The sequence below is a fragment of the Pontibacter fetidus genome (assembly GCF_010119545.1).
GTDB lineage: Bacteria > Bacteroidota > Bacteroidia > Cytophagales > Hymenobacteraceae > Pontibacter > Pontibacter fetidus.
In genome coordinates this window covers 78,944-101,019 of the sequence record NZ_JAAEAA010000012.1, presented here as the reverse complement: position 1 = coordinate 101,019, position 22,076 = coordinate 78,944, and the positions used below count along the sequence as shown (strand labels likewise).

The window sequence follows — 22,076 nt, the reverse complement described above, 5'->3', positions numbered from 1 at the left end:
CAGCTTAACTATAGAAAACAGGTTTCTAGTTGCTCCTTCGATTTTAAAAGAAGTTAACTTTCTAACTCCCCAACTCCCAAACTCCTAAACTCCCCAACTTTCTAACTCCTAAACTTTTCCAGCTGCTGCAAGCGATGCGCTATAGTTTTAGCCCATTCAGCAGACACCCGGGCATCTAGGCCATGTTGCGAGGCCTCGTCGAATTTATCTTGTTCCGCTTTCCAGTCAGCAAAGGCGTTTTTTACGGTTTCAGATAGTTTAGAATTAGCCTCTGGGCAGGATGTGCCTAAGGTTACTAGTTTTTTGCGAAGCAGGCGGGCATGTACCTCTGTCAGGTCGAAGTGCAGTTGTTCGTGTTGCAGTAATTTTTCTGACATTTTATTTTTAGACCACGACTCAGTTGCCAGGAAAACACATTTAACACGGTAACTGAATTTGTTGGATGCACAGGTAGCATCTACAGCAAGGTTGGCGGCAGTTATGGCATGGTGGGGGTTAAGCGAATCAGGTTCGGCCTTAAAATCATCCCAGGTCAAGCGCCGCTCCGGCGACCAGGTTATTTGCCCTGAAACAGTGTTTTTGTCTTCTGAAACCGGAAGGGCAGCAGTTGGCCAAAGGTAGCCCAGCACCAACGACAGGAGAAAGTTGTAAAAGATCATCTTGGCTAAAAGATTTATACTTCCCGCTTAACAGCAATGCATACCGAATAGTGCCGGATAATTGTACTTTATGTTGTAACCAGTTGATTAGTAAGTTTCCGGAACCGGAAGAATAGCAATATGGCGGCAACAGATAAACCAACCAGCAGGCCTGCCCAAACCCCGTTTACGCCAAAACCAAGCTTAAACCCAAGCACATACCCCACTGGCAAACCGATTACCCAATATGCAATAAGCGAAATTACCCCCGGGATGCGCACATCTTCCAGGCCTCGCAAAGCGCCAAGCCCCACTACCTGCACACCATCCGATATCTGGAACAATGCTGCAATTATCAGCAGGGTAGAAGCGATCTGTATTACATCCTGGTCGTCGATGTAAAGCATCGGGATAAAGCGATTGGCGGCCACCATCAGTAGTCCGCTGGCCATCATAAAGAGGGCCCCCATAGCAAAGCTGCTATTACCTGCCATTTGCATACTTCTATAGTTGCCCAGGCCTTTTTGGTTGCCCACGCGTATAGTCGCGGCCGCTGCAATGCCACTGGCCATCATGTACGTTACCGAAGCCACATTTATCGCAATCTGGTGCGCGGCAAGCTGCTTGGTGCCCAGCCAACCGATCATGATAGCCGAAAAACTGAAAGCCCCCATCTCAAAGATCATCTGACCAGAAATAGGCAGGCCAAGTTTAAAAATGCGGTACATGTGGATGACGGACAGATGACGCAGGCGCAGGAAATGGCGGAAAATTTCGAAACGTTTGGCATACAGCACCCAGCCGGCCATCATAATAGCCATCACAACACGCGAAATAAACGTTGCCCAGGCCGCACCGATCATCCCCATTTCCGGGAAGCCCAGTTTACCCCAGATCAGCAGGTAGTTAAGTACGATATTTAGCAAATTGGCAACTATGGTGATGTACATCGACTGTTTGGTGAAAGATAAACCTTCGGCAAACTGTTTGAATGCCTGGAAGATCATGAGCGGCACCATAGAAAAGAACAGTACATTGATGTATGGCGTAGCCAGCTTTACAACCTCTGCTGGTTGGTTTAGGAACGAAATGTAAGGCGACGCAAAATAACCCGCCAGAAAAAGCAGGATGCCAAGTATAAAGTTCGAGATAAGGCCATTTAGAAGCAGCAGCGAGATGCGTGTATAGTTCTTACGGCCTTCGGCGGCGGCAATTAGCGGGGTTATGCTAAACGAAACACCCAGCCCAAACACCATGGTTATCATAAAGATGCTGTTGCCCAGCGATGCAGCTGCCAGTGGTACGGTTCCGATCTGGCCTACCATCAGACTATCGAACACGCTCACCAAAATGTGGCCCAACTGGCTGAGCACCACTGGGTAGGCAAGCGTGAAGTTTTTTGCAAAATGGTCTTTGTAGGCTTCCGTATTCATAGCATCTCCGTAAAGGAGTGCAAAATTAGCGCTTTTTACCGGAAGCTATACGTTAAACCGATTTATACTTTCCTAAACTATAGTTGTGGCTTTAATTGTAACAGCGCCTCTCTTAACCGAACCATGGCCTGCTCCAGAACAGGTTGCTCTACCGCAAACGACATGCGCACATGACCTACGCCTCCAAAGTTATCACCATTTACAACTACAAGATTATGTTGCTGTTGCAGGTAATTACATAAAGTTTCGGTTGAGTTTATAGTTGCGCCGGTCGGGGTTCTGGTTCCGATGTAGTGGCTCAGGTCCGGGAAGAAATAATAGGCTCCATCGGGGACGTAAAACGAAACATGGGGTATTGCCTCCAGGCCTTTTTGCATGAGTTGCCGGTTTTCCTGTAATACCTCCAGCATGGTGGCTATAGTTGCTTCCTGGGTCTGTAAAGTGGCCAGTGCAGCCTCCTGTATAAACATACTAACCCCGGAAAAGGTACTGCTCTGGAAATCTGTGCTTTGCTTTATAATCGCTTCAGGGCCCACCACAAACCCAATGCGCCACCCCGACATGGCAAAGTTTTTAGAGAAGCCGTTAACAACTATAATTCTTTCCTGCGGCCCCGGGCAGGCAAGGGCAGAAGTAAAAGGCTTGCCGTAAGTATCAAGGTCATAAATCTCATCACTGATCAGGTATAGGTTCGGGAAATCGTGCAGTAGCGTAACGATAGCTTCCAGTTCGGGTTTACTATAGATACGGCCGGTCGGGTTTGCCGGGTTAGTGAGTAACAGGATGCGGCTTTTCTCGGTAAGTGATTTTCGTATTGCTTCAGGATCTAACCTATAGTTTTGCGCTAAAGTAGTTTCTATAGTTACCAGTTTGCCTTTGCTGTATTTCAGCAGCTCATTAAACCCAAACCAGGCAGGTACAGGTACTACTACTTCATCGCCATCGCGCAATAAAACCGAGAACAGATTAAACAAGGCCTGTTTGGTGCCGGGCGTTACCAGTACCTGCTCAGGCTTTATGGCAATGCCTTGGGCTTGGTATCGGTTGGCAAGGGCATTGCGGAGATCAGCTGTTCCTTCGGCGGGGCCGTAGTAGGTTTTACCAGCGTGCAGGGCGGCAATGGCAGCGTTTATGGCAGGTTCGGGGCTTTTAAAATAACTTGCCCCGGAGGCCAGGTTCAGTTCGGTCATGTCAGGTTACAACGTATAAAACATCGGCAAAATAACAGTTTTTATCCTGAAATATATGCTGTATGTTAAAGCCGGCCTCGTTCCCTATCGTTTCGGCCTGTTGTAATGTAAATTTATAAGAGCTTTCGGTATGGATAGCTTCCCAGGCATGAAAGTGAAAAGTTTGTTCTGTTGCTTTTATAGTTACATTTTGATCCTGCTGGCTTATCAAAAAGCTTTTCATTACGCCTATCTGCGGGTCGTACAACGCAAAGTGCCTGAACTGGTCTGTTTCAAAATTGCCACCCAACTCACGGTTTATGCGGTGCAGCAGGTTTAAGTTAAAATCGGCGGTTACACCGGCAGCATCGTCGTAGGCTTTAAGTATGGTTTCGGGGGCTTTGCACTGGTCCATGCCAATTAACAGCATATCACCAGGTTGCATATGGGAGCGCACCTTCTGCAGAAAAGCACTACGTTCGTCCGGGTTAAAATTACCAATGTTTGACCCCAGGAACAGCAACACCTTCCGGCCTGGTTTATTTGTATCCAGCCACTCCAGGGCATCAAAATAATCGCCTACTACGGCATGCGCCTGTAACGCAGGTAATTCTGCCTGCAAATGCTCGCACAGTTCCGTCATAGCATCTCCCGAAATATCGACAGGCACATAATCAAAATCGGCTTGCTGCTGTAAGAGCTGTTTAAGTATGATTTTAGTTTTGGTAGCATCTCCGGCACCCAAGTCTATCAAATGAAAGTTGCCCTTTGCAGCCAATTGCTCCGCTATAGTTTGCTGGTGCGTGGTAAAAACCTCGTGTTCGCTGCGGGTAAGGTAATACTCAGGCAATTGCATAATCTTTTGAAACAAACGGCTGCCCTCGCCATCGTAAAAGTACCGAGACGATAACTGCTTTTGTTGCTGCGTTAAGCCTTTTTTCACATCATTTGCAAAGCGGGCAGTTATACTGTTTTTACTTTCCGGAGTGCTCAGGTCAGTTAGTTGTATGGTGCTTGTTGTTGGTGTCATGTAGTTTTATGTTGTAGCCAGCCTGATGCCTGTGAACTGCCAGCGTTTGTCCGGGTGAAAGAAGTTGCGGTAGGATGTTCGGATATGGTCAGAAGGCGTGGCACAGGAACCGCCGCGCAACACCATCTGGTTAATCATGAATTTACCATTATACTCGCCTAGCGCACCTGGGGCCATAGAGAAGCCAGGGTACGGATGATAAGCACTATAGGTCCATTCCCAAAGGTCGCCGTATAGTTGCTGTATTCCGTTTTGGTCCGGTTTGGCAGCTGTTGGTTCCAGTATACCGGTATCTGAAAAGTTACCATTTGCAGGTGGATAAGCCTGTGAGGCCGCTTCCCATTCAGATTCGGTTAGCAGGCGTTTACCGGCCCAGTTGGCGTAAGCATTTGCCTCGTAAAAACTGATATGGCTAACCGGCGCATTCAGGTCCAGGTCCTGCAAGCCGTGCAAACTATAACGCTGCCATCTGTTGTTCTGTTTAACCCAGTAAAGTGGTGATTGCCAATTAGATGTTTTGGCTAAGGTAAAGCCTTCGTCTAACCAAAATCTGAAGTCCGTATAGCCGCCAGCTTCCATAAATTCCAGGTATTCGGCGTTAGTAACCAGCCTGTTCATCACCTTAAAATCAGGTATTAACACCTCATGCACGCCCAGCTCATTGTCAAAGCAAAAGTCCGAACCCTGGCAGCCTATTTTATATATTCCGCCGGGCACTTCGTGGTAAGTAGCAGGTACATATTGCGTTTTTTCAGAAGTTGGGGCAGAACTATAAGCAGGTAATAGTGGGTTTGTGCTTAGAATGTATTTTATGTCGGTCAGGAGCAGTTCCTGGTGTTGTTGTTCGTGCTGCATACCTAATTCAAGTATAGGCAGCATCTCAGCAAGTATAGTTTCGTTAGGGTTCTCCAGTAAATTGCCCAGCTGCTCGTTCACATGGTTCCGGAAAGTATAAATTTCGCGCAGGGGTGGGCGGGTTAATGTACTGCGCTGGTCGCGTTGCACACGGTTGCCTACGCTATTGTAGTATGAGTTAAAAAGGTAACTATAGCTGGGATGAAAAACTTTATAGTTGGGCAGGTAAGGTTTCAGCACAAATTCTTCAAAAAACCAGGTAGTATGCGCCAGGTGCCATTTCGGGGGGCTCACATCTGTCATCGGCTGTACCACCGTATCTTCGGGTTCCAGCGGTTTACAGATAGTTTCTGTCTGAGTTCTGATTTTTTGTAACCTGCTCTGGAGCGATGCCAAACTGGTGCTTATGGTTTTCATAGGTTTGTTGGTCAGGGTGTTATAGTTGCTGGTCTGGTAAACTGAAAACCTGCACGCGCTTTAAAATGTTTATAGTTCTGCGGCTACTTACGATGAATCCGGTAGCTTTGGTTTACTTTGTATCATACACCAATCAGCAATACAATGGCGCTACAATGCTCTTTTATACCTTATACGCTCCATTTTAAGTTTGATGCCCGTACCTCCCGGGGTGCTATTACCCAGCACCAGGTATATTATATTAAACTCTGGGATGCTGCTGCCCCAACTATAGTTGGCATAGGAGAATGTGCGCCGCTGGCAGGCCTAAGCATCGATCATCGGCCGGATATGGAGCAGAAGCTGACAGAAGTTTGCAAACATATAAATGCTTTACAACCTGAAACTATAGAACTGCCTGCGTTAACACAACAACTGGATCTGCACGGGTGGCCAGCCTTACGATTTGCTTTAGAAACAGCGTGGTTTGATCTAGTAAATGGTGGGAACCGACTTATCTATAACAATGACTTTATTAGCGGTAAAACCGGCATACCCATAAACGGGCTGGTTTGGATGGGCGATAAAGAGTTTATGCAACAGCAAATTACCCAGAAACTTGCCCAGGGCTATAGTTGCCTGAAACTTAAAATCGGAGGCCTCGATTTTGCAACCGAACTGGCATTACTGGAACGCATCCGCGAAGCGGCATCTGAGCAGGAACTGACCATCCGGGTAGATGCCAATGGCGCTTTTACTCCGGACGAGGCGTTTAAAAAACTGGAGCGACTAGCCAGGTATCACATCCATAGCATAGAGCAACCCATAAAGCAAGGGCAGTGGCAGGCAATGGCCGAGTTATGCGCCTATAGCCCTGTGCCTATTGCCCTGGACGAAGAACTGATAGGAGTGCAGAATAGTGAAAGGCAGCAGAAGATGCTGGATACTATAAAACCGCAATACATTATACTTAAACCCACATTGGTTGGCGGCTTGGAGGCCAGTGCCGCCTGGATCACGCTTGCTGAAAACCGCAACATTGGCTGGTGGATGACCTCAGCACTGGAGTCCAACATAGGGCTGAATGCGATAAGCCAGTTTACAGCAAACTATAGTTTAACGATGCCACAAGGCCTGGGCACCGGGCAGCTATACCATAACAACATTCCATCGCCGTTACAAATAGAGCAGGGCCAGTTGTGGTATAAACCGGAGCAGGAGTGGAGTGAACTATAGGCTATAGATACGTTTCCAGCAGCAACTTTTTAACTTCCTCCATGCCGGTGCTGGCTTTGTCCTCAATCAGGTGCAGGTTGGGGCGTTTGCGTACGTTTGGCAATTTGGGGTCTACCACTATAACCGGCACATCCTCCGGTACAAGGTCCACTAGTCCGGCAGCGGGGTATACTACAAGCGAGGTACCTACCACCAGAAAAATATCAGCCTGCAAGGTTTCTTCCATTGCTTTTTCCATCATGGGCACAGGTTCGCCGAACCATACTATGTTTGGGCGTAGTTGTGAGCCGCGTTCGCATTTGTGGCCTTTGTTCAATTGCCATCCTTCTATGGGGTAAACCAGTTTCTCGTCTAGGGTGCTACGGCTCTCGAACAGTTTGCCATGCAGGTGCAACACGTTAGTAGATCCGGCGCGTTCGTGCAGGTCATCTACATTTTGGGTAATAATGCGCACTTCAAAATGCTTTTCAAGGTCAGCAAGTATCGTGTGGCCGGGGTTAGGTTTTACGGAATGGGCATTTTTACGACGTTGGTTATAGAACTCCAGTACCAGTTCGGGGTTTTTGCGCCAGCCCTGCGGCGAGGCTACTTCCATTACATCATACCCTTCCCAAAGCCCGTCGGCATCCCGAAACGTAGCAATTCCGCTTTCGGCACTTATGCCCGCGCCCGTTAGCACCACCAGTTTCTTTTTCATTTATAGTTAGTTAGTAAAGCAAAATACTATGTACGATGCCACATTTACAATTGGTTTAGCCCTACGCTGTTCGTGTATTTTTCTGGTAAAACTAAATTTTCGGGACATTGAAGCTGCTTAAACATAGTGAGTATTATATATACTGTGTTTAGAATGTTTGTAATTATTTTAATATGAATGCTTGCATATTTGAATACAGCCCTTTAAATTGCAGTATATCATTTTAATAAAATTATATAATTTTTAGGGCTTTCAGGGCCAGTTAAAAGTTAAGCTATGTGGGAATTATACTTGCATAAGATTGGTTTAAGCTGGCATACTTCTTGGTCTTATCGTTTAAACTTAACTTTTAGCTAATGTTAGATCTTCTTAATTTTGTTGCCCTTTCCGGTGTCTTCAATGTTTTGTTCTTCTGGTATGCCTCTACCAAAATGAAATCCAAGGCTGACCCTGTAAAAACGCTTGTAGTATCTTTTGTATTTTCTATACCACTTAGCTTTCTGCTGATAGGTGTTTATACTACCATGCTGATTTATGCTGCTAAAAGCGGTGCCAACGAAGATGCCATGTGGGAATACATGGAACAGGAAGAATTACAATAACAAAAGCTTAACTCACGCGCTCCTTACCTAAGTTAGTTTTATAAAAAATCTCAAAGCGACGACCAACCGGTTGTCGCTTTTTTGTTTACTGTATTTTTGCCTGAAATTAGGTTATCCGGTTTAAATAAGAGATAAAAAGATCTGCGTTTTTATGGCTATAGTTTAAAAACAAAACAGCCGGCTTTGTAAAAACCGGCTGTTGTAATCAGGTATACTTCAATTTATCAGGCAGACTCCAGAATCTGGAAGAGTTCATCCAGTTTAGGTGTAAGAATAATTTCGGTACGGCGGTTCTTTTGGCGTGCCTCTTTCGTCTTGGCAGTCTCGAGTGGCACATACAGCGAGCGACCAGATGGCGTAACGCGCTCCGGCGAAACCCCTGCATCGGTTAAGATCCGGGTAATCTCAGTTGCACGCAATACGCTCAGGTCCCAGTTGTCCTGCATGCCTACGGTGCCCTTAGCAACCGGTACATCATCGGTATGGCCTTCTACCACCACGTTCACATCCTGCTGTTCTTTCAGCACCTGCGCCAGTTTTTTAAGAGCATCTACGCCTTTCGGGTCCACTTTAGTAGAGCCGGAGTTAAACAGTAACTGCTCTGCCAACGATACATACACTTTGCCATTGCGCACATTCACAGTCAGGTCTTTATCGTTAAAGCCAAGTAAGGCATTGCTTACACGGGTACGCAGGTTTTTTACAGCTTTCTCTTTCTCATCCAGTATGCGCTGTAGTTCGGCCAGCTTCTGTTCACGGGCTTTCAGGTCGGCGTTCAGCTTATCTATCTGCGATTTGCTCATATTCAGGTTTTCGCCCAGCGTTTTCCCTTCTTTCAGGGCTTGCTGCAGGCTGGCCTGGTACTCAGCTTTCTGCTTTTCCAGTTCGGCACGTTCCTGTTCCAGTTGTGCTTTCTGTTGCTCCAGCGATGCTTTTTCACTTTCCAGGGTTTGCTTTTTCTGCTCTAGGTCTGCTTTGTCTACTTCCAGTGCGTTTTTGCGGCTCAGCAACTCTTCGTATTTCTTTTTAGAAACCACGCAACCAGACAACGACATACTTGCCAGCAGTATAAAAACCGAAGCGCGTACAAATTTCTTTTTCATATCATCAGAACTATAAATGGCTAAAAAGGTAACTCAACAAATATAGCAAATTATAGATAGTAAGGTGGCCGCAGACAAGGTTTTACCTGCATTTTTAAAATAAAAAAAGCGCTTGCAGGAGGCGCCTTTTCATATAAGAAGGTATAATATACTTATTCTGATTGATCGGGTGTGGTAGCGTTTTTGAAGAAGCCCTGCGGGTCGGGCATTTTCTCGGATAGCTGCAGTAAAAAACTATAGTCTACGGCTGCCATATTTAGCTCGCGGCCTTTGTGCAGGTATGTCCAGGCCTGGCTATAGTCGCAGTTAAAGTAGTTTACCTTTGACATCGTAAAATATGCAAACGCATTGGTAGCATCGGTTGCTATTGCTTTCTCTAAGTAAGTGGAAGCCTGTTTTAAGGTTTTTTTCTTAGGTTTCTGCTCGTACAGGCTAACATAACAAGTGCCAAGGTCGGAGTATAGCAATGAGCTTTTAGGGTTTAAGGCAAGTGCTTTCTCATAATATCCAACTGCTTCAGCAGGGTTACCCTTAGCCACTGTTACCAATCCAAATGCCCAGTAGGTATCGCTGTTGTCGGGGTTCAGGAGCCAGGCAAGGTTAAATCGGTACATGGCTGTGTCAGTTTGCCCTTCGTTCAGGTACTCCCAGCCGCGGTCCATAAAAAAGTTGCTGGCCTCTTTGCGCGTCGTAAAATTAGCGTCGCAGCTGCTCAGGAATTTCTGGTCGCGTAGTTGCTGCTCCTCTGTCTTGGCTGTTTTACCAAACATCGGAAGCACTTTCGGGTCTTGTGAGGTGGTTTGTTCCTGTGCAAATGTAAACGTTGCGGCCAGCAGGCAGGCAGCTACGGTACTCAATAATCTTTTCATAAACGGGGTTGGTAATTTGTGATCCGAAGCTATTAAAGCTCCTGCATTAAAAATAGAAGTTTATACTTGATTTAGCAAATACACCAAACCAGTGAGCAAGCTATAGTTACCGGCACGAAAAAAATAACTTTAGACAATTGGCGATATTATTCTGACAAGTTTCGTATATTTGATAAACGCATGACTTATGGCACACGCACTTACAACTCTAAACTATAGCCTGATCGATGACCGGGATATTTTTATGCTCATCAGCACGGTGCGCGAAGGTATAAAATATGCCTCATTCCAAACGATTGCCGATAAAAGCCCTTTTAGCCTGACCGAGTGGTCTAATTACCTGCACCTGTCTGAGCGTACTTTTCAGCGCTACAAAAAAGAGAAACGCACCTTTGACCCGCTGCACTCTGAAAAAATACTGGAGATAACGCTGGTGTATAATAAAGGCGTGGAAGTGTTTGGCGACCAGGCAAATTTTGATGCGTGGCTGGAGGCAAAAAACATTGCCCTTGGCGGCATTAAACCTAAGGAACTACTGGATAGCACCTTTGGTATTGGCATGCTGCGCGATGAACTGACTCGTATAGAGCACGGCGTACTGGCATGATCGTGTACCGGTTAAGCCGCGCAAGGTTTGCCAAAGACCTGTCGGGGAGAGGGGCTGAGCTGGCGGGTGGCCGCTGGAATAGCAAAGGCACTGCCATACTTTATACTTCAGATTCCATTGCGCTTTGTACCGTAGAGGTTGCCGTACACATGCCTCTCGGTATCGTTCCTTTCGATTATCAGCTTGTTCAGATTGAAATACCGGATGGTCTGGAAATTGAAAAGCTGCCCGAAACGATGCTTCCCGAAGACTGGAAATCTTTTCCGCACAGCAATGCTACACAGGTTATAGGGGATAAGTTTATAGCTGAGCAGCACGCGCCCATCATTAAAGTACCATCTGCGGCTGTGCAGGGCACGTTCAATTACCTCATCAACCCGCGCCACCCCGATTTTCAGAAAGTAACTATAGTTGGTATAACGCCATTTGAGTTTGATAAGCGCCTTTTTGTGAAATAATTATACCTGGCAAGCTGGCAGCAACCAACTATTGGTTATCGTTACAGATAATAGGTGTGGCCCATTTTGGCTATAGTTACCGGAAACTTAAGTTCGTCTTTTATTTTCATGCGTAAGGCTTCGCTGGCCTGTGCTTCGCCGTGGTTCAGAAACACCTGCAATGGCGCTTCTTTAAAATTACCCAACCACCAAAGCAAATCGGCCTGATCTGCGTGTGCCGACATAGAGCTGACCTGGCGTACTTCGGCTTTCACTTTATAGTAGTTGCCGTGTATCTTTATTTCGTCGGCACCGCTGCGCAGCAAATTGCCCCGCGTGCCCGGCGCCTGGAAACCAACCAGCAATACCGTGTTTTTAGGGTCCTCCAGCAGTTTTTCGAGGTAGTATAAAACGCGGCCACCTGTTACCATACCGCTGCCGGCAATCACTATTTTGGGGCCATGGGTTTCGAGCACACGCTGACTGTATTCCGATTTCCGGATAATGTGTACGTTGCGCATCATGGTCTCGCACTCGGCCTGGCTCAGGTTATGCCATTCGTGGTAGTGCAGGTATAGTTCCGATACATCAATGCCCATCGGCGTATCCAGGTAAACAGGCATGGGTGGTATACTGCGTTCGTCTCGTAAGGTGTTCAGTATCAGGAGTAGTTCCTGGGCTCGTTCTACAGCAAAACTCGGGATGATCAGCACGCCGCCTTTGTTATAGGTATGCGTTACAACTTCCTGTAGTTCCTGGTAAGGCGATACGTCGCTGTGCAGCCTGTCGCCGTAGGTTGACTCCATGATCACGTAATCGGTTTCGTGCAGGCGCATCGGTGGGTCCATGAGCAGTGGCTGACGCTGGCCGATATCACCTGAAAAAACAAAGTGCCGGCCCTGGCATTTTACCTCAACTATAGCCGACCCCAGGATATGCCCGCTGTTCCGGAAACAGAACTTAAAATCTTCGTTAATAATCACCCACTCGCTATAGTTGTGCGTCTCGAACAGCGGCATGGTGCAGGCTACATCATCAAGGTCGTAAAGCGGTTTGGCCGGCCGATGAATGGAATAACCACCCCGGTTGGCTTCTTCAGCATCTTCCATCTGTATACGTGCACTGTCGTTCAGGATGATCCTGGTAACATCGCGGGTAGGTTCGGTGGCGTAAATTGGCCCGTCGTATCCTCTTTTGGCAAGTACCGGCAAATAGCCGCAATGGTCCAGGTGGCCGTGGGTAAGTATAATTGCATCAAGGTCTGGAATGCTGAGGGGGGGCTTTTGCCAGTTTAAAAGGCGTAGCTCCTTAAGCCCCTGAAAAAGGCCGCAATCGATAAGCACCTGGTGGCGCTCTGTTTTTAGCAGTATTTTTGAACCGGTAACGGTGCCGGCACCACCCAAAAACTTAAGCTGAACGGGAGTTGATTCTGGTTGCATACGCAGCTTGCTGAGCTAAAAAGGATACCCGGAAGTTCAGGCCCGGACAATACCTGTACCTTAAAACCTGGCGCACCAAACCCTGCTAACTGCCTCAACTATAGAAGCGCCTTTAAATTACCATAACTTACAGAAAAGCCAGGAAATGAGCAACTGTTCGCTTAAGTGTTAGGTAATCTCTCCAAGAAGAAACTATAGTTATTAATGATGTAGCGAAGATCAGAAAGTGCGGCCACTGCCTGGCAGGTAGATTTGTAAGCCTAAACTTATCGACAAACCAGTGGAAGAATCATTGCTGACATCGATGTTCGCATTGCTGCGTATCAGGTTCAGCATGCCTTCCAGAGCAACGTTTGAGGCCACAAAATGCGCATAACCGGCACTAACGCCATATACTGCATCAAAAATGGCATCGCCTTCGCTGTCTTCCATAGAGCTACCTGCAAAACCAACTATAGCTTCGCCAAACCAGCGGTGCGTAGGGGCTGCGCCCTCCGGAAAATAGTAACGAATAAAAGGAGTTAGGCCGTAACGGAAATCTTCGCCGCCATCATACGCTATAAATCCTAACTGCACTTGTGCCCCGATGGCTGCATTATCGGATATAAAATAGCCTGCCCGCGGGTTGATGTCGAAGGTAAAAGTTTCGGATTTAAAGTTGTGGCCGATGTTGGCTATGCTGGCACCTACCAGCCAATTGCCTTTAGCTACGGCCTCGCCGGCAACAGCTGCTGTAGTTTGTGGTCTTGTTAACTGGTCATCTTGGGCCAGCGCGCTAAAGGAAAGTGTTGTAAAAAATAACAGAAGTGTAAAAACTGATTTCATAGCTTATAGTTTTAATGGTACAAAAATGCAGAGCAGGTTAACTATAAGTTTAACGTTTACAGGTAGTTATTGTTTAAACATTGTCTGTAGGAAGATAGTGAGAATTTGGTGTGAGAACCCGGATAAAGGTGGGGTATTGGCCTTGTACTTGAAATTGAAAAGAAGAAAATGGTATAAAAAACAACGGGGCCGCACCTCTGATCAGTATGCAAGCCCCGTGTTCGTCTTTAACTAAAATCTTTAGGCTATATGTGCTTTGCAGGGCCCTTTGTAGCGAATAAACAGATGAATCCAGATGCTGCGGGACAACCTGAAGTTGATAGGCAACAAGGCAACTACAGAAACGACCAGCGCCACGATCATCATGGATAAGGTTACTTCTTTAACTATAAAGCTCAGGGCTATCCAGACACCAATAAAAATGGCCGTACTAAACGCATAGCTCACAAACATGGCGCCATAATAATAGCCAGGCTCGGGCTCGAAATGCTGGCCGCAGCAGCTGCACTTCTCGTTCATTTGGGAAAACTTACGGAAATTATACAGCGTGCCTTCCGGAAACATGTCGCCTGTGTGGCAACGCGGGCATTTGGTGTTTACTATACTATAGAATGAAGAGTCTTTCCAGGCCATAACTATGTCATTTACTTATGCAAAGTTACCTGTCTGCTATAAGTTTTAACTGTACTGAAATGACGTTATACTGTACAAATTATACTTTAAAGAAAAGATTAACTATGGGTTTGCCTGAACTGCTCCGGCGTTTGGCCGGTATGTTTTTTAAAGAACCTGAAAAAGTACGCATTATCAAAATATCCTAGCCCAGCAGCAAGTTGGTTTATTGTTAAGTTAGAGTGTACCAGCAACCTTTTCGCTTCCAGGATAACCCTGTTCTGAATGAGTTCGGTAGTTGTTTTATCGTAAGCGCGCTTGCAGGTTTCGTTCAGTTGTTTTGCTGTAACATGCAGTTTGTCGGCGTAAAACAGTACCGGCTGGTGCTCTTTGTAATGCTGGTCGATCAGGCTGTTGAGCTTTGTTAGAAGAGGCAGTGAAGCCGTTGATTCGTGGGGAAGTTTGTGAGTGCTATGATATAAACGGGCAAGCTGTATGAGAATAATATCAAGGTAATCGCGTAGCAGATCGTCTTTTAAAAATTGCTGGGCCTGATGTTCCTGTTGCATCACGTTTATGCTCAGAAGTATAGTTGTCATGTCAGTAGCTTTAACCTGCAGGTAAGGCACGCGCAGTGCATGCTCGAAAAACGGAAAGCGCTGCAACTTCTGAAGCGGGAACCCGAGCAGGTAAAACTCTGCGGAAAAGAACAGAATGTAGCCATTGGTTTGTTCTGATAATTTCCAGCTATGCACCTGCCCTGGTGTAAGAAAAAAAACGGAGCCCGGCGCCACCAGGTATTCCTGGAAATCGATGGTATGTGTGCCCGAGCCTTTTGTAAAAAACACCAGGATGTACGCATTGTGCTTATGCGGTTTCTGTATAAAAAGATGATTCTGCAGATGTGATCTCAGGTCGCTCAGGTAAATATACTTATCCGGCTTCCGGGCAGCGCCAAAATCCTGTATCTCATAAATAGGCAATTGTTTGTCGGGCATATGCTTCGCTTACAAGGTTAACGTGCACAGATGCCTTTATACGGGCACCACTGACACACTTCCAGATCTTTCGTTTTCCGGATAGGCTCTGCCGGGTTCAGCATGTCCTGAACTATAGATCTCAGCAATTCTTCCGAAGCAACTATAAAATCCTTTGGCTGCCCATCTTCGCCCACAAAATTAAACTCCGACGACAGTACGTTTTCATCAATATTCCTAAATGATATAATGCCCGACTTTGCTGCTATAGTTGCCGGATCGAGTGGGTGGTTGCCAACTATAGTTTGGGGCGCTTCGCGGAGCTGGCGCTGCAGAATGTATTGGTATAGCCACAGTTGGCGCGGCTTATCAAAGTCTTTTGTTTTGGATGATGGAGCTCGCAGATCGTCGGTTTTTACACGTAGCTTGTTTGCTTCTACCTTCCCTGTTTTGTAGTCTATCACGCGCACTTCGTGGCCGGTCATGTCGATGCGGTCGGCTTTACCGGCAATGGTTACTTCCAGCAGTTCATCGTTTAGTTGCACCGGTAGTTTGGCTGTCAGCGAGTCTTCCAGGCGCAGGATGTAAAGCGGCAGTTCGCTGGAGTTTTTGAGTGTATTCAGGTATTTCTGCAACACTTCAATAGCCACTTTCAGCAACAGGTAATTCATGCCGCGCTCGGTAGTAGCACCGCGCGTGGTATGGTCGAAAGCCATTTTTACCTGCTTTGGCAGTTCCAACAGCATCTGGTCTATGCTCTCGGCAACTATAGGCTGCCCGCTTTGCTCATACGGTTTAAAGAAATCTTCCAGCACCTGGTGCACTACGGTACCAAACTGTGCCGAGTCTACCTGTTCTTCCACTTCATCCACTTCCTGCATTTTAGCTATCCTGCTGAAGTAATATTTAAGCGAACAGTTAATGTAGGTGTTGAGGCTGGAAGGGTAGAGGCCACGCTGCAAATCACGTTTTATCTGCTCCAGTGTAGCTGTGTCTTTTTCTATAACGATGTCTTCATCATAGGCCTTGGTATCTTTTTGCTCTACTATGGCTGTTAAGTCGCGGAACGTGATGTTGCTGTTGCGCAGCGCCAAGTCGTTTTGCAGTTGCAGTATAAACCGACTTTTTTCCCCGGAACCGTAGGTATCAGATGGCAGCACGTAGAGCAGGTTTACCCGTTTGGCACGCTGCAACAGGCGGTAAAAGTTGTAAGCCATTGCGCCTTCGGTTTCAGCATACGTCGGCAGGCCAAATTCCTTCAGCACATCATATGGCATCAGCGAGTTATGCTTTTTAGGAGCCGGCAGGGTGTTCTCGTTTACCGATAAAATGATCAGGTTTTCAAAGTCCAACGCACGCGTTTCGAGCATACCCATGATCTGCACATCCGAGATCGGCTCGCCACTGAATGGCAGGCGTTGCTGCGTTATCAGTTCGTACAAGAACTTCCGGAAACTGCGCACCGATATCTTCTGCTCGCGGCAATCGAAGATCGTATCCAGTCGCTTAACTATAGTATAGAAGGTGTAGAGATATTCGGTCTCGATGGTGTTATGGCCGTGTGTGTATACCTGGCGGAGCAACTCGATCAGGTCGTACATGGCCATTATAATATCATCGCAGTCGCGCCAGGTGCGGAACAGCGTTTCGAAAAGCGGGTGGTGCTTGCCCAACTCCAACAGTTCCTGCGCCGTTATCAGCACTTTGTTCTCCGAAACTATAGTGTCCAGTACCTGCTGTATCAGCCCATGAAATTCAGCCTGGTCAGCTTGCTCGTTCAGGTAGAGTTCGTAGCGGCGGATGAACGGGTGCGTGAGCAGCTTGCTAACCGATAAATGGTGGTACTGGTATACTTTGTAGCCCGTGTCCTGTAGTTGCGTTACCCCGGTCAGGTGCACATCGAACAGCAGATCCACCAGGTTGAACAGGGGAGTGCCCTTAAAGCTCAGGCCCATGGTTACGTTATAGTTTGGCACATCATCCGGAATAGAATGCAGCACGGGCAACAGCAACGTTTCGTCGGGTAAAACGATAGCTACCTGTGCGTGCTTGTCTTGTTCACGTATTTCCTGCAGCAGCTGCCCGGCCAGTTTGCCTTGCATGCTGGCGTTGGCCACACCAATTACATTTATCTTTTTCTCATCGGTCAGCAGCATGTTCTGTTGCCAGCGCCACTCCGGTAGTTTCCAGCCGTTTTTATACTTGCGCAGAAAGCTGCCCGCCCTGTTAGCGGTGTTCTCTTCCATGTAGAAATCATCACTGTCGAACAGTACTTCCGCCTTGTTGTGACGCAGCAGTGCTTTAATGATCTTTTCTTCGGATTTGGTCAGAGCATTCAGGCCGATAAAAATGAACTGGTGGCAGGTGGATTCCTGAACTATAGCATCTATCTCGTTCGCTACTTTCCGGAAAGCCATGCCCGTATAAGCCTGCTTGTTTTTATTCAGGTGCTTCTGCAGGTTATGGTAAGTCTTCTCGATATTCTCCCACAAGCTAAAGTATTTGCGCATGGCCGGCGACATGGTCCAGCCCAGGTTGCGGGGTTCCCAGCGCTCCAGCGCCTTTGCTTCGCTCAGGTAGTCGAACAGTTTTCTAGTTTCTACTAAGTTCTGGTCTATCCGGCTGAAATCGTCCAGTAGAGTGCCTGCCCAGGTAACAAACTGGTCGAAATCGAGCTTCGGGTCCTGCTCGCGCATCAGGTCGTATAGTTCGAGCTGCAGGTTAATCGGCTCCACCACATCCACCTTCGCCATTTTGCAAATAAAGTCTTCCATAGAAGATACTTCCGGTGACCAGATAGGCTCGGTAGCAGCCTGTGCCAGCGCATTTTTAAAGAAAAAGCTCGCCCTGCGCGATGGCAACACAATGCACAACTCGCTGATGTTCTCTTTATACTTCTCGTAAATGTATTTCGCGGTTAGCTCCAGGAAGGTCTGCACGGGCTTAATTTTGAATGACGGAATAATTGAATGAGTGATTGAGAATAGTTATCGCTTAGTGTATACTTTCGGTATTACCGCTGGCATCAAGTGGCATAAAAGGGTTATAAGCAATTTCCCATAAGTTATCATCCGGGTCAGCGATGTAGCTGCTATACCCGCCCCAGAAAACTTTTTCAGGTTGCTTGAGAACTGTTACCCCTTTAGCTTCCAGCGATGCAACCAGTTCATATACTTCTTTCTCAGAGCGAACATTATGCGCCAGCGAAAATCCCCTGAAGCCATTTCCATCTGCTGGAACACCAGCATCATCAGCTAATGATTCCTGGGGAAAAAGTGCCAGTTGTATGCCGTTTAGCTGAAAAAATACGATGCTCTCGTTGCTGGTTTCCAGCGGTTTCCAGCCAAAAGTATTGATATAGAAATCCCGTGAGCGCTGTAGGTTTTTTACGCCTAAAGTTATGAGTGTTATGCGTTGTTCCATGGTTTTACCTTCCCCTAACCCCTTCCTTTTATAGAGGACCCCTACCCCCAAAACAGGAAGGGGAACTGGAGTTATGTTTTATAGTTGTACTTTATTCTATTTGCTATTTAGTTTTTGCTGGCGCGGATCTGTGATCCGTGCCTTACTAATGGTGTCGGATTTGAAATCCGACTGGGCCAGAGGCCCAACTATAGTTCGACACGAGCGAAGACGCTCGCGCCAGGGGAATTGAGATGTCAAAATGCCAGTCCCAATTGCGCGGCGGGTTTATCGCCGTATTGCCATTCCTGTACTTCTTGTGTCTCGAAATAATAAAGCACGCACCTTACATTTTTGTAACCTAACTGCCGGAAACGCACGGCATAGTGGTCCAGGCGGTTGCGATGTTCGGGCTCGGGTGGCGGAGTTTTGAACTCGATTATAGTTACCGCTTCGCCATCAAACACAATGCGGTCTGGTTTGTAAAGGTACGCACGGGCATCCAGTACTTCTTTTTCCTGCTCAATCGCTACTCTGTCAGAGAAGTAGGGAGCTATTTTCGGGTGCTGCACAACTTCGGTTAACAGGCGGTGTAATTCCGGTTTGTCGCGCTCGCTGATGATGCCTTCGTAGCCCATCTGGCGCAGCACCTGATTTACTTCCGGTGCAAACGTAATGCGCGACAGAGCATAATGTAGTTTGCGGTTTACCTGGCGCTGTCGTTGCTGCGTGGCAAAATCGAATACGTTGTTGGCGTGCTGCTTAATCTTCAGGCGTTGTTCCCAGTCGGTTGTTACCAGGTGCTTCAGCTCAAACGTGTCTTCTTCTGAACTATAGTTTGTAGCTGTGGCCGCTTTGCCTTTTGCCAGTTGGTAACAGAATTTGCCCGGTTCCCATAGTTCTTTTTCCTTTAGATACTGATACAGCAAAGGGCTCACATTCTTAACTTGGCTATCCAGCTTCGGCATCTTTTCTTCCACTAACAGGTCTTTTGCGTTACCGATCAGGTATAGCCTGTCGATAGGGCGGGTAAGGGCCACGTAAAGCATGTTCAGATTTTCGATAAAGGTCTTCTCTATCTCTGTTTTGTATTGCTCGCCCAGTACGGTGCTTTCTAATTTAGAACCCACGTTTACAGCCACACTTCGGAGCTTCCCGGTATAAGTAACTTCTTCGGGCAACTGACTCCAAAGCAATGACCCACGTTTAGGCTCCGTGCTCCAGTCGGCATACGGAATAATGACAACCGGATAGGCAAGCCCTTTGGATTTGTGGATGCTGGTGATGGTAATGGCATTCCGGTTTTTGGGCGTGTTGATGCTCAGCTTTTCCTTCTGCACATCCCAGTAAGCCAGAAAGTTGTTGAGGTTGTTGCTATACTTTAAACTATACTCCAGAACAAGGTCCAGGAAACGGAAAATATATTCACATTCGTTATTATGGCCCAGCAAATTAAAGATGCGGATCAGGCGCTCGGTCAGCTCATAAATGGACAAGTTACCGGTGTTCTTTTCGTCCAGGGCAAAACCAAGTTCGCGAATGTAGCTATAGAAAACGGCTGCATCGGCATTATTTGCAATCTCAGCAATCTGCTGCGTTACTTTCACGTCCGGTACCTTCTCCAATGCTACCAAATGTATCAGGTACAAGGCTTCCGATTTAGCCAGCGCATCATTCGGCCGGTTAAATACCCGGAACAGCGCAATTACCAGGTTCACTACTTCGGCAAACTGAAGCGAGAGCGAATCCTGGGAGATGATGTCGTAACGGAGTTCTTTCAGGAAATTGGCGATCCGCTTGCTGTTCTGGTTGGTGCGGCAAAGGATAGCCATGTCGCGGAGTTGGTAACCTTCGTTCAGGGCATTTTCTACCAGGTGCTGCACCAGGTTTAGCATACTTTCATCGTAGCTTATTTCCTGCTCGTGCGTGTACTTCGGGTATAGTTCGTTGGTGCGGCTGCAGGTGTCCAGGTTATACTTTGTGTTGCTGTCGCCTTCGTAAGTAAATAGCACCTGTATATGGCCGCCGGTATTGTTCGGGTCCGGAATTTCCTGCGTAAAATCTTCGTCGTAAATAGACGTGAACATACCGAAGCCGCTGTGCACTTTGCTGGCAAACGTAAAAATGTCGTTGTTAAAGTTGATGATCTCGGCGCGGCTTCTATAGTTCTTTTTCAGGTTGGCCGGCTGCAGCACTTCATTGTTCAGCGTTTCGTAGCGCTCTTTTATGAGCTGGCTATGCCTGCGCTTCTCGTATAGTTTGGCCGTATCCATTTTATACAGGTGCAGGATCTGTTCCATCTCGCCGCCGCGCCATCTATAGATCGCCTGCTTCGCATCGCCTACCACCATGCTAAAATGTCCTGATGCCAGCGCATTCTCCACTAACGGCAACAGGTTGTTCCATTGCAGCACCGACGTATCCTGAAATTCATCGATCAGGATGTGGTTATACTTTTCGCCCAGTCGCTCATAAATAAACGGTACCGGCTCTTTCAGTACAATATCTACAATGCGCTTGTTAAACTCCGAAATGTGTACCGTGTTCTTGTCGCGCTTAATTTCCTGCAGGCATTTCTCCAGCTCGTTCAGCACAGATAGTTTGTACAGGTGCGGAACTATGGCATTTAGCAAAGTATAAATGCCGGCATATTTTTCTTTCCGCTCTTCCAGTTCCAGGTAATATTCCGAAAGCTGTCCTTTAATACTGTCGATCTGGTTAACTGTAAAGCTGTTCTTTTTAGCTGATGCGCTGTACCAGCTGTCGTTCTCTACCGTTTTGCGGGCGTTGCTGTTGCTATAGTTCAGATCTATAGTTTTGAGCCAGCGGTAGAAGTAACCGTAAATGCCGTTCTTGCCGTAGGAGAGGTCTGCCGCATCCAGGTTAGCTTGTTCAATTAAAGTCACTGCCTGGCTGGCAGGTTCAACTATAGCTTCCTCGATCTGTTTCCTGGTTTCGCGGAGCTCGCGCTGCACATCCCTGAAATCTTCCAAGGTCAGTTGCTGCAGGTCGGTAATGGCTTCGTATACCTGTTCGTTCAGCAGGTTGCGGGCAAAGTCGGCCAGTTCTTCGGTTAGTTTGCTCCAGCTTCGGCCTTCGCTGGCTTTTTCCAGTATAAACTGCTCCAGCGTTTCGGTAAGCAAATCGCCTTTCTCATTCTTTACCTTGTCCAGCAGCAGCGATACAGCCGTGTTTAGTAGTGTGTTCGAGTCCAGGTCTACTTCAAAGTTGTGCGGTATGTTCAGCTCTCGCGCAAAGGCCTGCACTATTTTATTTACAAAGCTGTCAATAGTACTTACACTAAAATCAGCATAGTTGTAAAGCACCTGCCTGAAAACCAAACCAGCTCTTCTTCTTACTTCTTCTTTATCCAGCGATGGGTCTGGGTAATCAACTTGTAGTTCTTTGGTTATTTCTTCCAGCAGGTTCTCGCTTTTCTGCTTTGCTTTTTCAGCTAAGATAACATCATTAAAGCCACGCAAAGCGCCCAGTATACGCTCCTTCATTTCGGCAGCGGCATCATTGGTAAACGTGATGGCCAGTATCGATCTATAGTAGTCCGGGTTAGGGGAGTGGAGCGCCAGTTTCAGGTATTCTTTGGTTAGCGCATAGGTTTTGCCCGAGCCCGCAGAAGAGGAGTATATTTTAAAGACAGATGCCATGGAAGTCTGAAGTATAGCCAGGGTTAAAGATACACTTTTGGCGGTCGCTTTGCCAGCATTTGCAAGCTTGTAACTAAAGTAAATGGC

Annotated in this window: 19 protein-coding genes; 4 read left to right on the top strand and 15 right to left on the bottom strand. The window is 47.0% G+C overall.

Features of this window, described 5'->3' with window-relative positions:
• Window positions 1-101: 101 nt before the first annotated feature.
• The 5 genes from GWO68_RS10755 to egtB form a co-directional block, all read right to left on the bottom strand.
• Window positions 102-659, bottom strand: coding sequence for a DUF922 domain-containing protein (locus tag GWO68_RS10755; RefSeq protein WP_162346452.1), 558 nt, complete (start codon window positions 657-659; stop codon window positions 102-104).
• Between the two features lie 68 nt (window positions 660-727).
• Window positions 728-2,071: an MATE family efflux transporter gene (locus GWO68_RS10750; protein ID WP_162346451.1), complete on the bottom strand. Its 1,344-nt coding sequence runs from the start codon at window positions 2,069-2,071 to the stop codon at window positions 728-730.
• Window positions 2,072-2,148: 77 nt separating this feature from the next.
• Window positions 2,149-3,261, bottom strand: coding sequence for a pyridoxal phosphate-dependent aminotransferase (locus tag GWO68_RS10745; protein ID WP_162346450.1), 1,113 nt, complete (start codon window positions 3,259-3,261; stop codon window positions 2,149-2,151).
• Window position 3,262: 1 nt separating this feature from the next.
• Window positions 3,263-4,270 carry an L-histidine N(alpha)-methyltransferase gene (egtD, locus tag GWO68_RS10740; protein WP_162346449.1) on the bottom strand — a complete coding sequence of 336 codons (1,008 nt, stop codon included), beginning with the start codon at window positions 4,268-4,270 and terminating at the stop codon, window positions 3,263-3,265.
• Window positions 4,271-4,276: 6 nt separating this feature from the next.
• The gene (egtB, locus tag GWO68_RS10735) at window positions 4,277-5,542 is read right to left on the bottom strand and encodes an ergothioneine biosynthesis protein EgtB (RefSeq protein ID WP_162346448.1); all 1,266 of its coding nucleotides are present in this window, start codon (window positions 5,540-5,542) and stop codon (window positions 4,277-4,279) included.
• 117 nt (window positions 5,543-5,659) lie between these two features.
• On the opposite strand from egtB, the gene GWO68_RS10730 reads away from it, so the two are divergent.
• Window positions 5,660-6,757 carry an o-succinylbenzoate synthase gene (locus GWO68_RS10730; protein ID WP_317164516.1) on the top strand — a complete coding sequence of 366 codons (1,098 nt, stop codon included), beginning with the start codon at window positions 5,660-5,662 and terminating at the stop codon, window positions 6,755-6,757.
• A 1-nt stretch (window position 6,758) separates the two neighbouring features.
• Here GWO68_RS10730 and GWO68_RS10725 read toward each other — a convergent pair whose 3' ends face one another.
• Complete coding sequence (locus GWO68_RS10725; protein ID WP_162346446.1) at window positions 6,759-7,454, bottom strand: SIR2 family NAD-dependent protein deacylase; 696 nt, start codon at window positions 7,452-7,454, stop codon at window positions 6,759-6,761.
• Between the two features lie 356 nt (window positions 7,455-7,810).
• Between GWO68_RS10725 and GWO68_RS10720 the strand changes: the two genes are divergently transcribed.
• Window positions 7,811-8,056, top strand: coding sequence for a hypothetical protein (locus GWO68_RS10720; RefSeq protein ID WP_162346445.1), 246 nt, complete (start codon window positions 7,811-7,813; stop codon window positions 8,054-8,056).
• A gap of 224 nt (window positions 8,057-8,280) precedes the next feature.
• On the opposite strand, the gene GWO68_RS10715 is transcribed toward GWO68_RS10720, so the two are convergent.
• Both GWO68_RS10715 and GWO68_RS10710 read right to left on the bottom strand, forming a co-directional pair.
• Window positions 8,281-9,159: an OmpA family protein gene (locus GWO68_RS10715; protein WP_162346444.1), complete on the bottom strand. Its 879-nt coding sequence runs from the start codon at window positions 9,157-9,159 to the stop codon at window positions 8,281-8,283.
• A 152-nt stretch (window positions 9,160-9,311) separates the two neighbouring features.
• Window positions 9,312-10,028, bottom strand: coding sequence for a tetratricopeptide repeat protein (locus tag GWO68_RS10710; protein ID WP_162346443.1), 717 nt, complete (start codon window positions 10,026-10,028; stop codon window positions 9,312-9,314).
• Between the two features lie 187 nt (window positions 10,029-10,215).
• Here GWO68_RS10710 and parS point away from each other — a divergent pair, with 187 nt between their 5' ends.
• Entirely contained in the window at window positions 10,216-10,635 is a 420-nt protein-coding gene (gene parS, locus GWO68_RS10705) for a type II RES/Xre toxin-antitoxin system antitoxin (protein ID WP_162346442.1), read from the top strand.
• Window positions 10,632-11,093, top strand: coding sequence for an RES family NAD+ phosphorylase (locus tag GWO68_RS10700; RefSeq protein ID WP_162346441.1), 462 nt, complete (start codon window positions 10,632-10,634; stop codon window positions 11,091-11,093). Before parS ends, GWO68_RS10700 begins: the two co-directional genes overlap by 4 nt.
• 41 nt (window positions 11,094-11,134) lie before the next feature.
• Here the strand turns inward: GWO68_RS10700 and GWO68_RS10695 are convergent, their stop codons facing one another.
• The 7 genes from GWO68_RS10695 to GWO68_RS10665 all read right to left on the bottom strand — a co-directional run bounded on the left by GWO68_RS10695 (window position 11,135) and on the right by GWO68_RS10665 (window position 21,989).
• A complete protein-coding gene (locus GWO68_RS10695; protein WP_162346440.1) occupies window positions 11,135-12,511 on the bottom strand; it encodes an MBL fold metallo-hydrolase RNA specificity domain-containing protein in 1,377 nt (458 codons plus the stop codon).
• A 219-nt stretch (window positions 12,512-12,730) separates the two neighbouring features.
• On the bottom strand, window positions 12,731-13,336 hold the full coding sequence (locus GWO68_RS10690; RefSeq protein WP_162346439.1) for a hypothetical protein: 606 nt from the start codon (window positions 13,334-13,336) through the stop codon (window positions 12,731-12,733).
• A gap of 240 nt (window positions 13,337-13,576) precedes the next feature.
• Window positions 13,577-13,969 (bottom strand): DUF983 domain-containing protein, encoded by a 393-nt coding sequence (locus tag GWO68_RS10685; RefSeq protein WP_202923726.1) that lies wholly within the window; start codon window positions 13,967-13,969, stop codon window positions 13,577-13,579.
• Window positions 13,970-14,067: 98 nt separating this feature from the next.
• Window positions 14,068-14,946, bottom strand: a complete 879-nt coding sequence (locus tag GWO68_RS10680; protein WP_162346438.1) for a helix-turn-helix domain-containing protein — start codon at window positions 14,944-14,946, stop codon at window positions 14,068-14,070.
• Window positions 14,947-14,963: 17 nt separating this feature from the next.
• A complete protein-coding gene (locus GWO68_RS10675; RefSeq protein WP_162346437.1) occupies window positions 14,964-17,864 on the bottom strand; it encodes a PD-(D/E)XK nuclease family protein in 2,901 nt (966 codons plus the stop codon).
• A gap of 55 nt (window positions 17,865-17,919) precedes the next feature.
• Window positions 17,920-18,348: a VOC family protein gene (locus tag GWO68_RS10670; protein WP_162346436.1), complete on the bottom strand. Its 429-nt coding sequence runs from the start codon at window positions 18,346-18,348 to the stop codon at window positions 17,920-17,922.
• Between the two features lie 236 nt (window positions 18,349-18,584).
• Complete coding sequence (locus GWO68_RS10665) at window positions 18,585-21,989, bottom strand: UvrD-helicase domain-containing protein (protein WP_235942022.1); 3,405 nt, start codon at window positions 21,987-21,989, stop codon at window positions 18,585-18,587.
• Window positions 21,990-22,076: the final 87 nt, after the last annotated feature.

Bases quoted from the DNA above. Each gene is read 5' to 3' on its own strand.
- GWO68_RS10710 (WP_162346443.1), bottom strand. From the start codon at position 10,028: ATGAAAAGATTATTGAGTACCGTAGCTGCCTGCCTGCTGGCCGCAACG.
- egtB (WP_162346448.1), bottom strand. From the start codon at position 5,542: ATGAAAACCATAAGCACCAGTTTGGCATCGCTCCAGAGCAGGTTACAA.
- GWO68_RS10695 (WP_162346440.1), bottom strand. From the start codon at position 12,511: ATGCAACCAGAATCAACTCCCGTTCAGCTTAAGTTTTTGGGTGGTGCC.
- parS (WP_162346442.1), top strand. From the start codon at position 10,216: ATGGCACACGCACTTACAACTCTAAACTATAGCCTGATCGATGACCGG.
- GWO68_RS10715 (WP_162346444.1), bottom strand. From the start codon at position 9,159: ATGAAAAAGAAATTTGTACGCGCTTCGGTTTTTATACTGCTGGCAAGT.
- GWO68_RS10745 (WP_162346450.1), bottom strand. From the start codon at position 3,261: ATGACCGAACTGAACCTGGCCTCCGGGGCAAGTTATTTTAAAAGCCCC.
- GWO68_RS10665 (WP_235942022.1), bottom strand. From the start codon at position 21,989: ATGGCATCTGTCTTTAAAATATACTCCTCTTCTGCGGGCTCGGGCAAA.
- GWO68_RS10680 (WP_162346438.1), bottom strand. From the start codon at position 14,946: ATGCCCGACAAACAATTGCCTATTTATGAGATACAGGATTTTGGCGCT.
- egtD (WP_162346449.1), bottom strand. From the start codon at position 4,270: ATGACACCAACAACAAGCACCATACAACTAACTGACCTGAGCACTCCG.
- GWO68_RS10690 (WP_162346439.1), bottom strand. From the start codon at position 13,336: ATGAAATCAGTTTTTACACTTCTGTTATTTTTTACAACACTTTCCTTT.
- GWO68_RS10750 (WP_162346451.1), bottom strand. From the start codon at position 2,071: ATGAATACGGAAGCCTACAAAGACCATTTTGCAAAAAACTTCACGCTT.
- GWO68_RS10725 (WP_162346446.1), bottom strand. From the start codon at position 7,454: ATGAAAAAGAAACTGGTGGTGCTAACGGGCGCGGGCATAAGTGCCGAA.
- GWO68_RS10700 (WP_162346441.1), top strand. From the start codon at position 10,632: ATGATCGTGTACCGGTTAAGCCGCGCAAGGTTTGCCAAAGACCTGTCG.
- GWO68_RS10755 (WP_162346452.1), bottom strand. From the start codon at position 659: ATGATCTTTTACAACTTTCTCCTGTCGTTGGTGCTGGGCTACCTTTGG.
- GWO68_RS10670 (WP_162346436.1), bottom strand. From the start codon at position 18,348: ATGGAACAACGCATAACACTCATAACTTTAGGCGTAAAAAACCTACAG.
- GWO68_RS10720 (WP_162346445.1), top strand. From the start codon at position 7,811: ATGTTAGATCTTCTTAATTTTGTTGCCCTTTCCGGTGTCTTCAATGTT.
- GWO68_RS10685 (WP_202923726.1), bottom strand. From the start codon at position 13,969: ATGGCCTGGAAAGACTCTTCATTCTATAGTATAGTAAACACCAAATGC.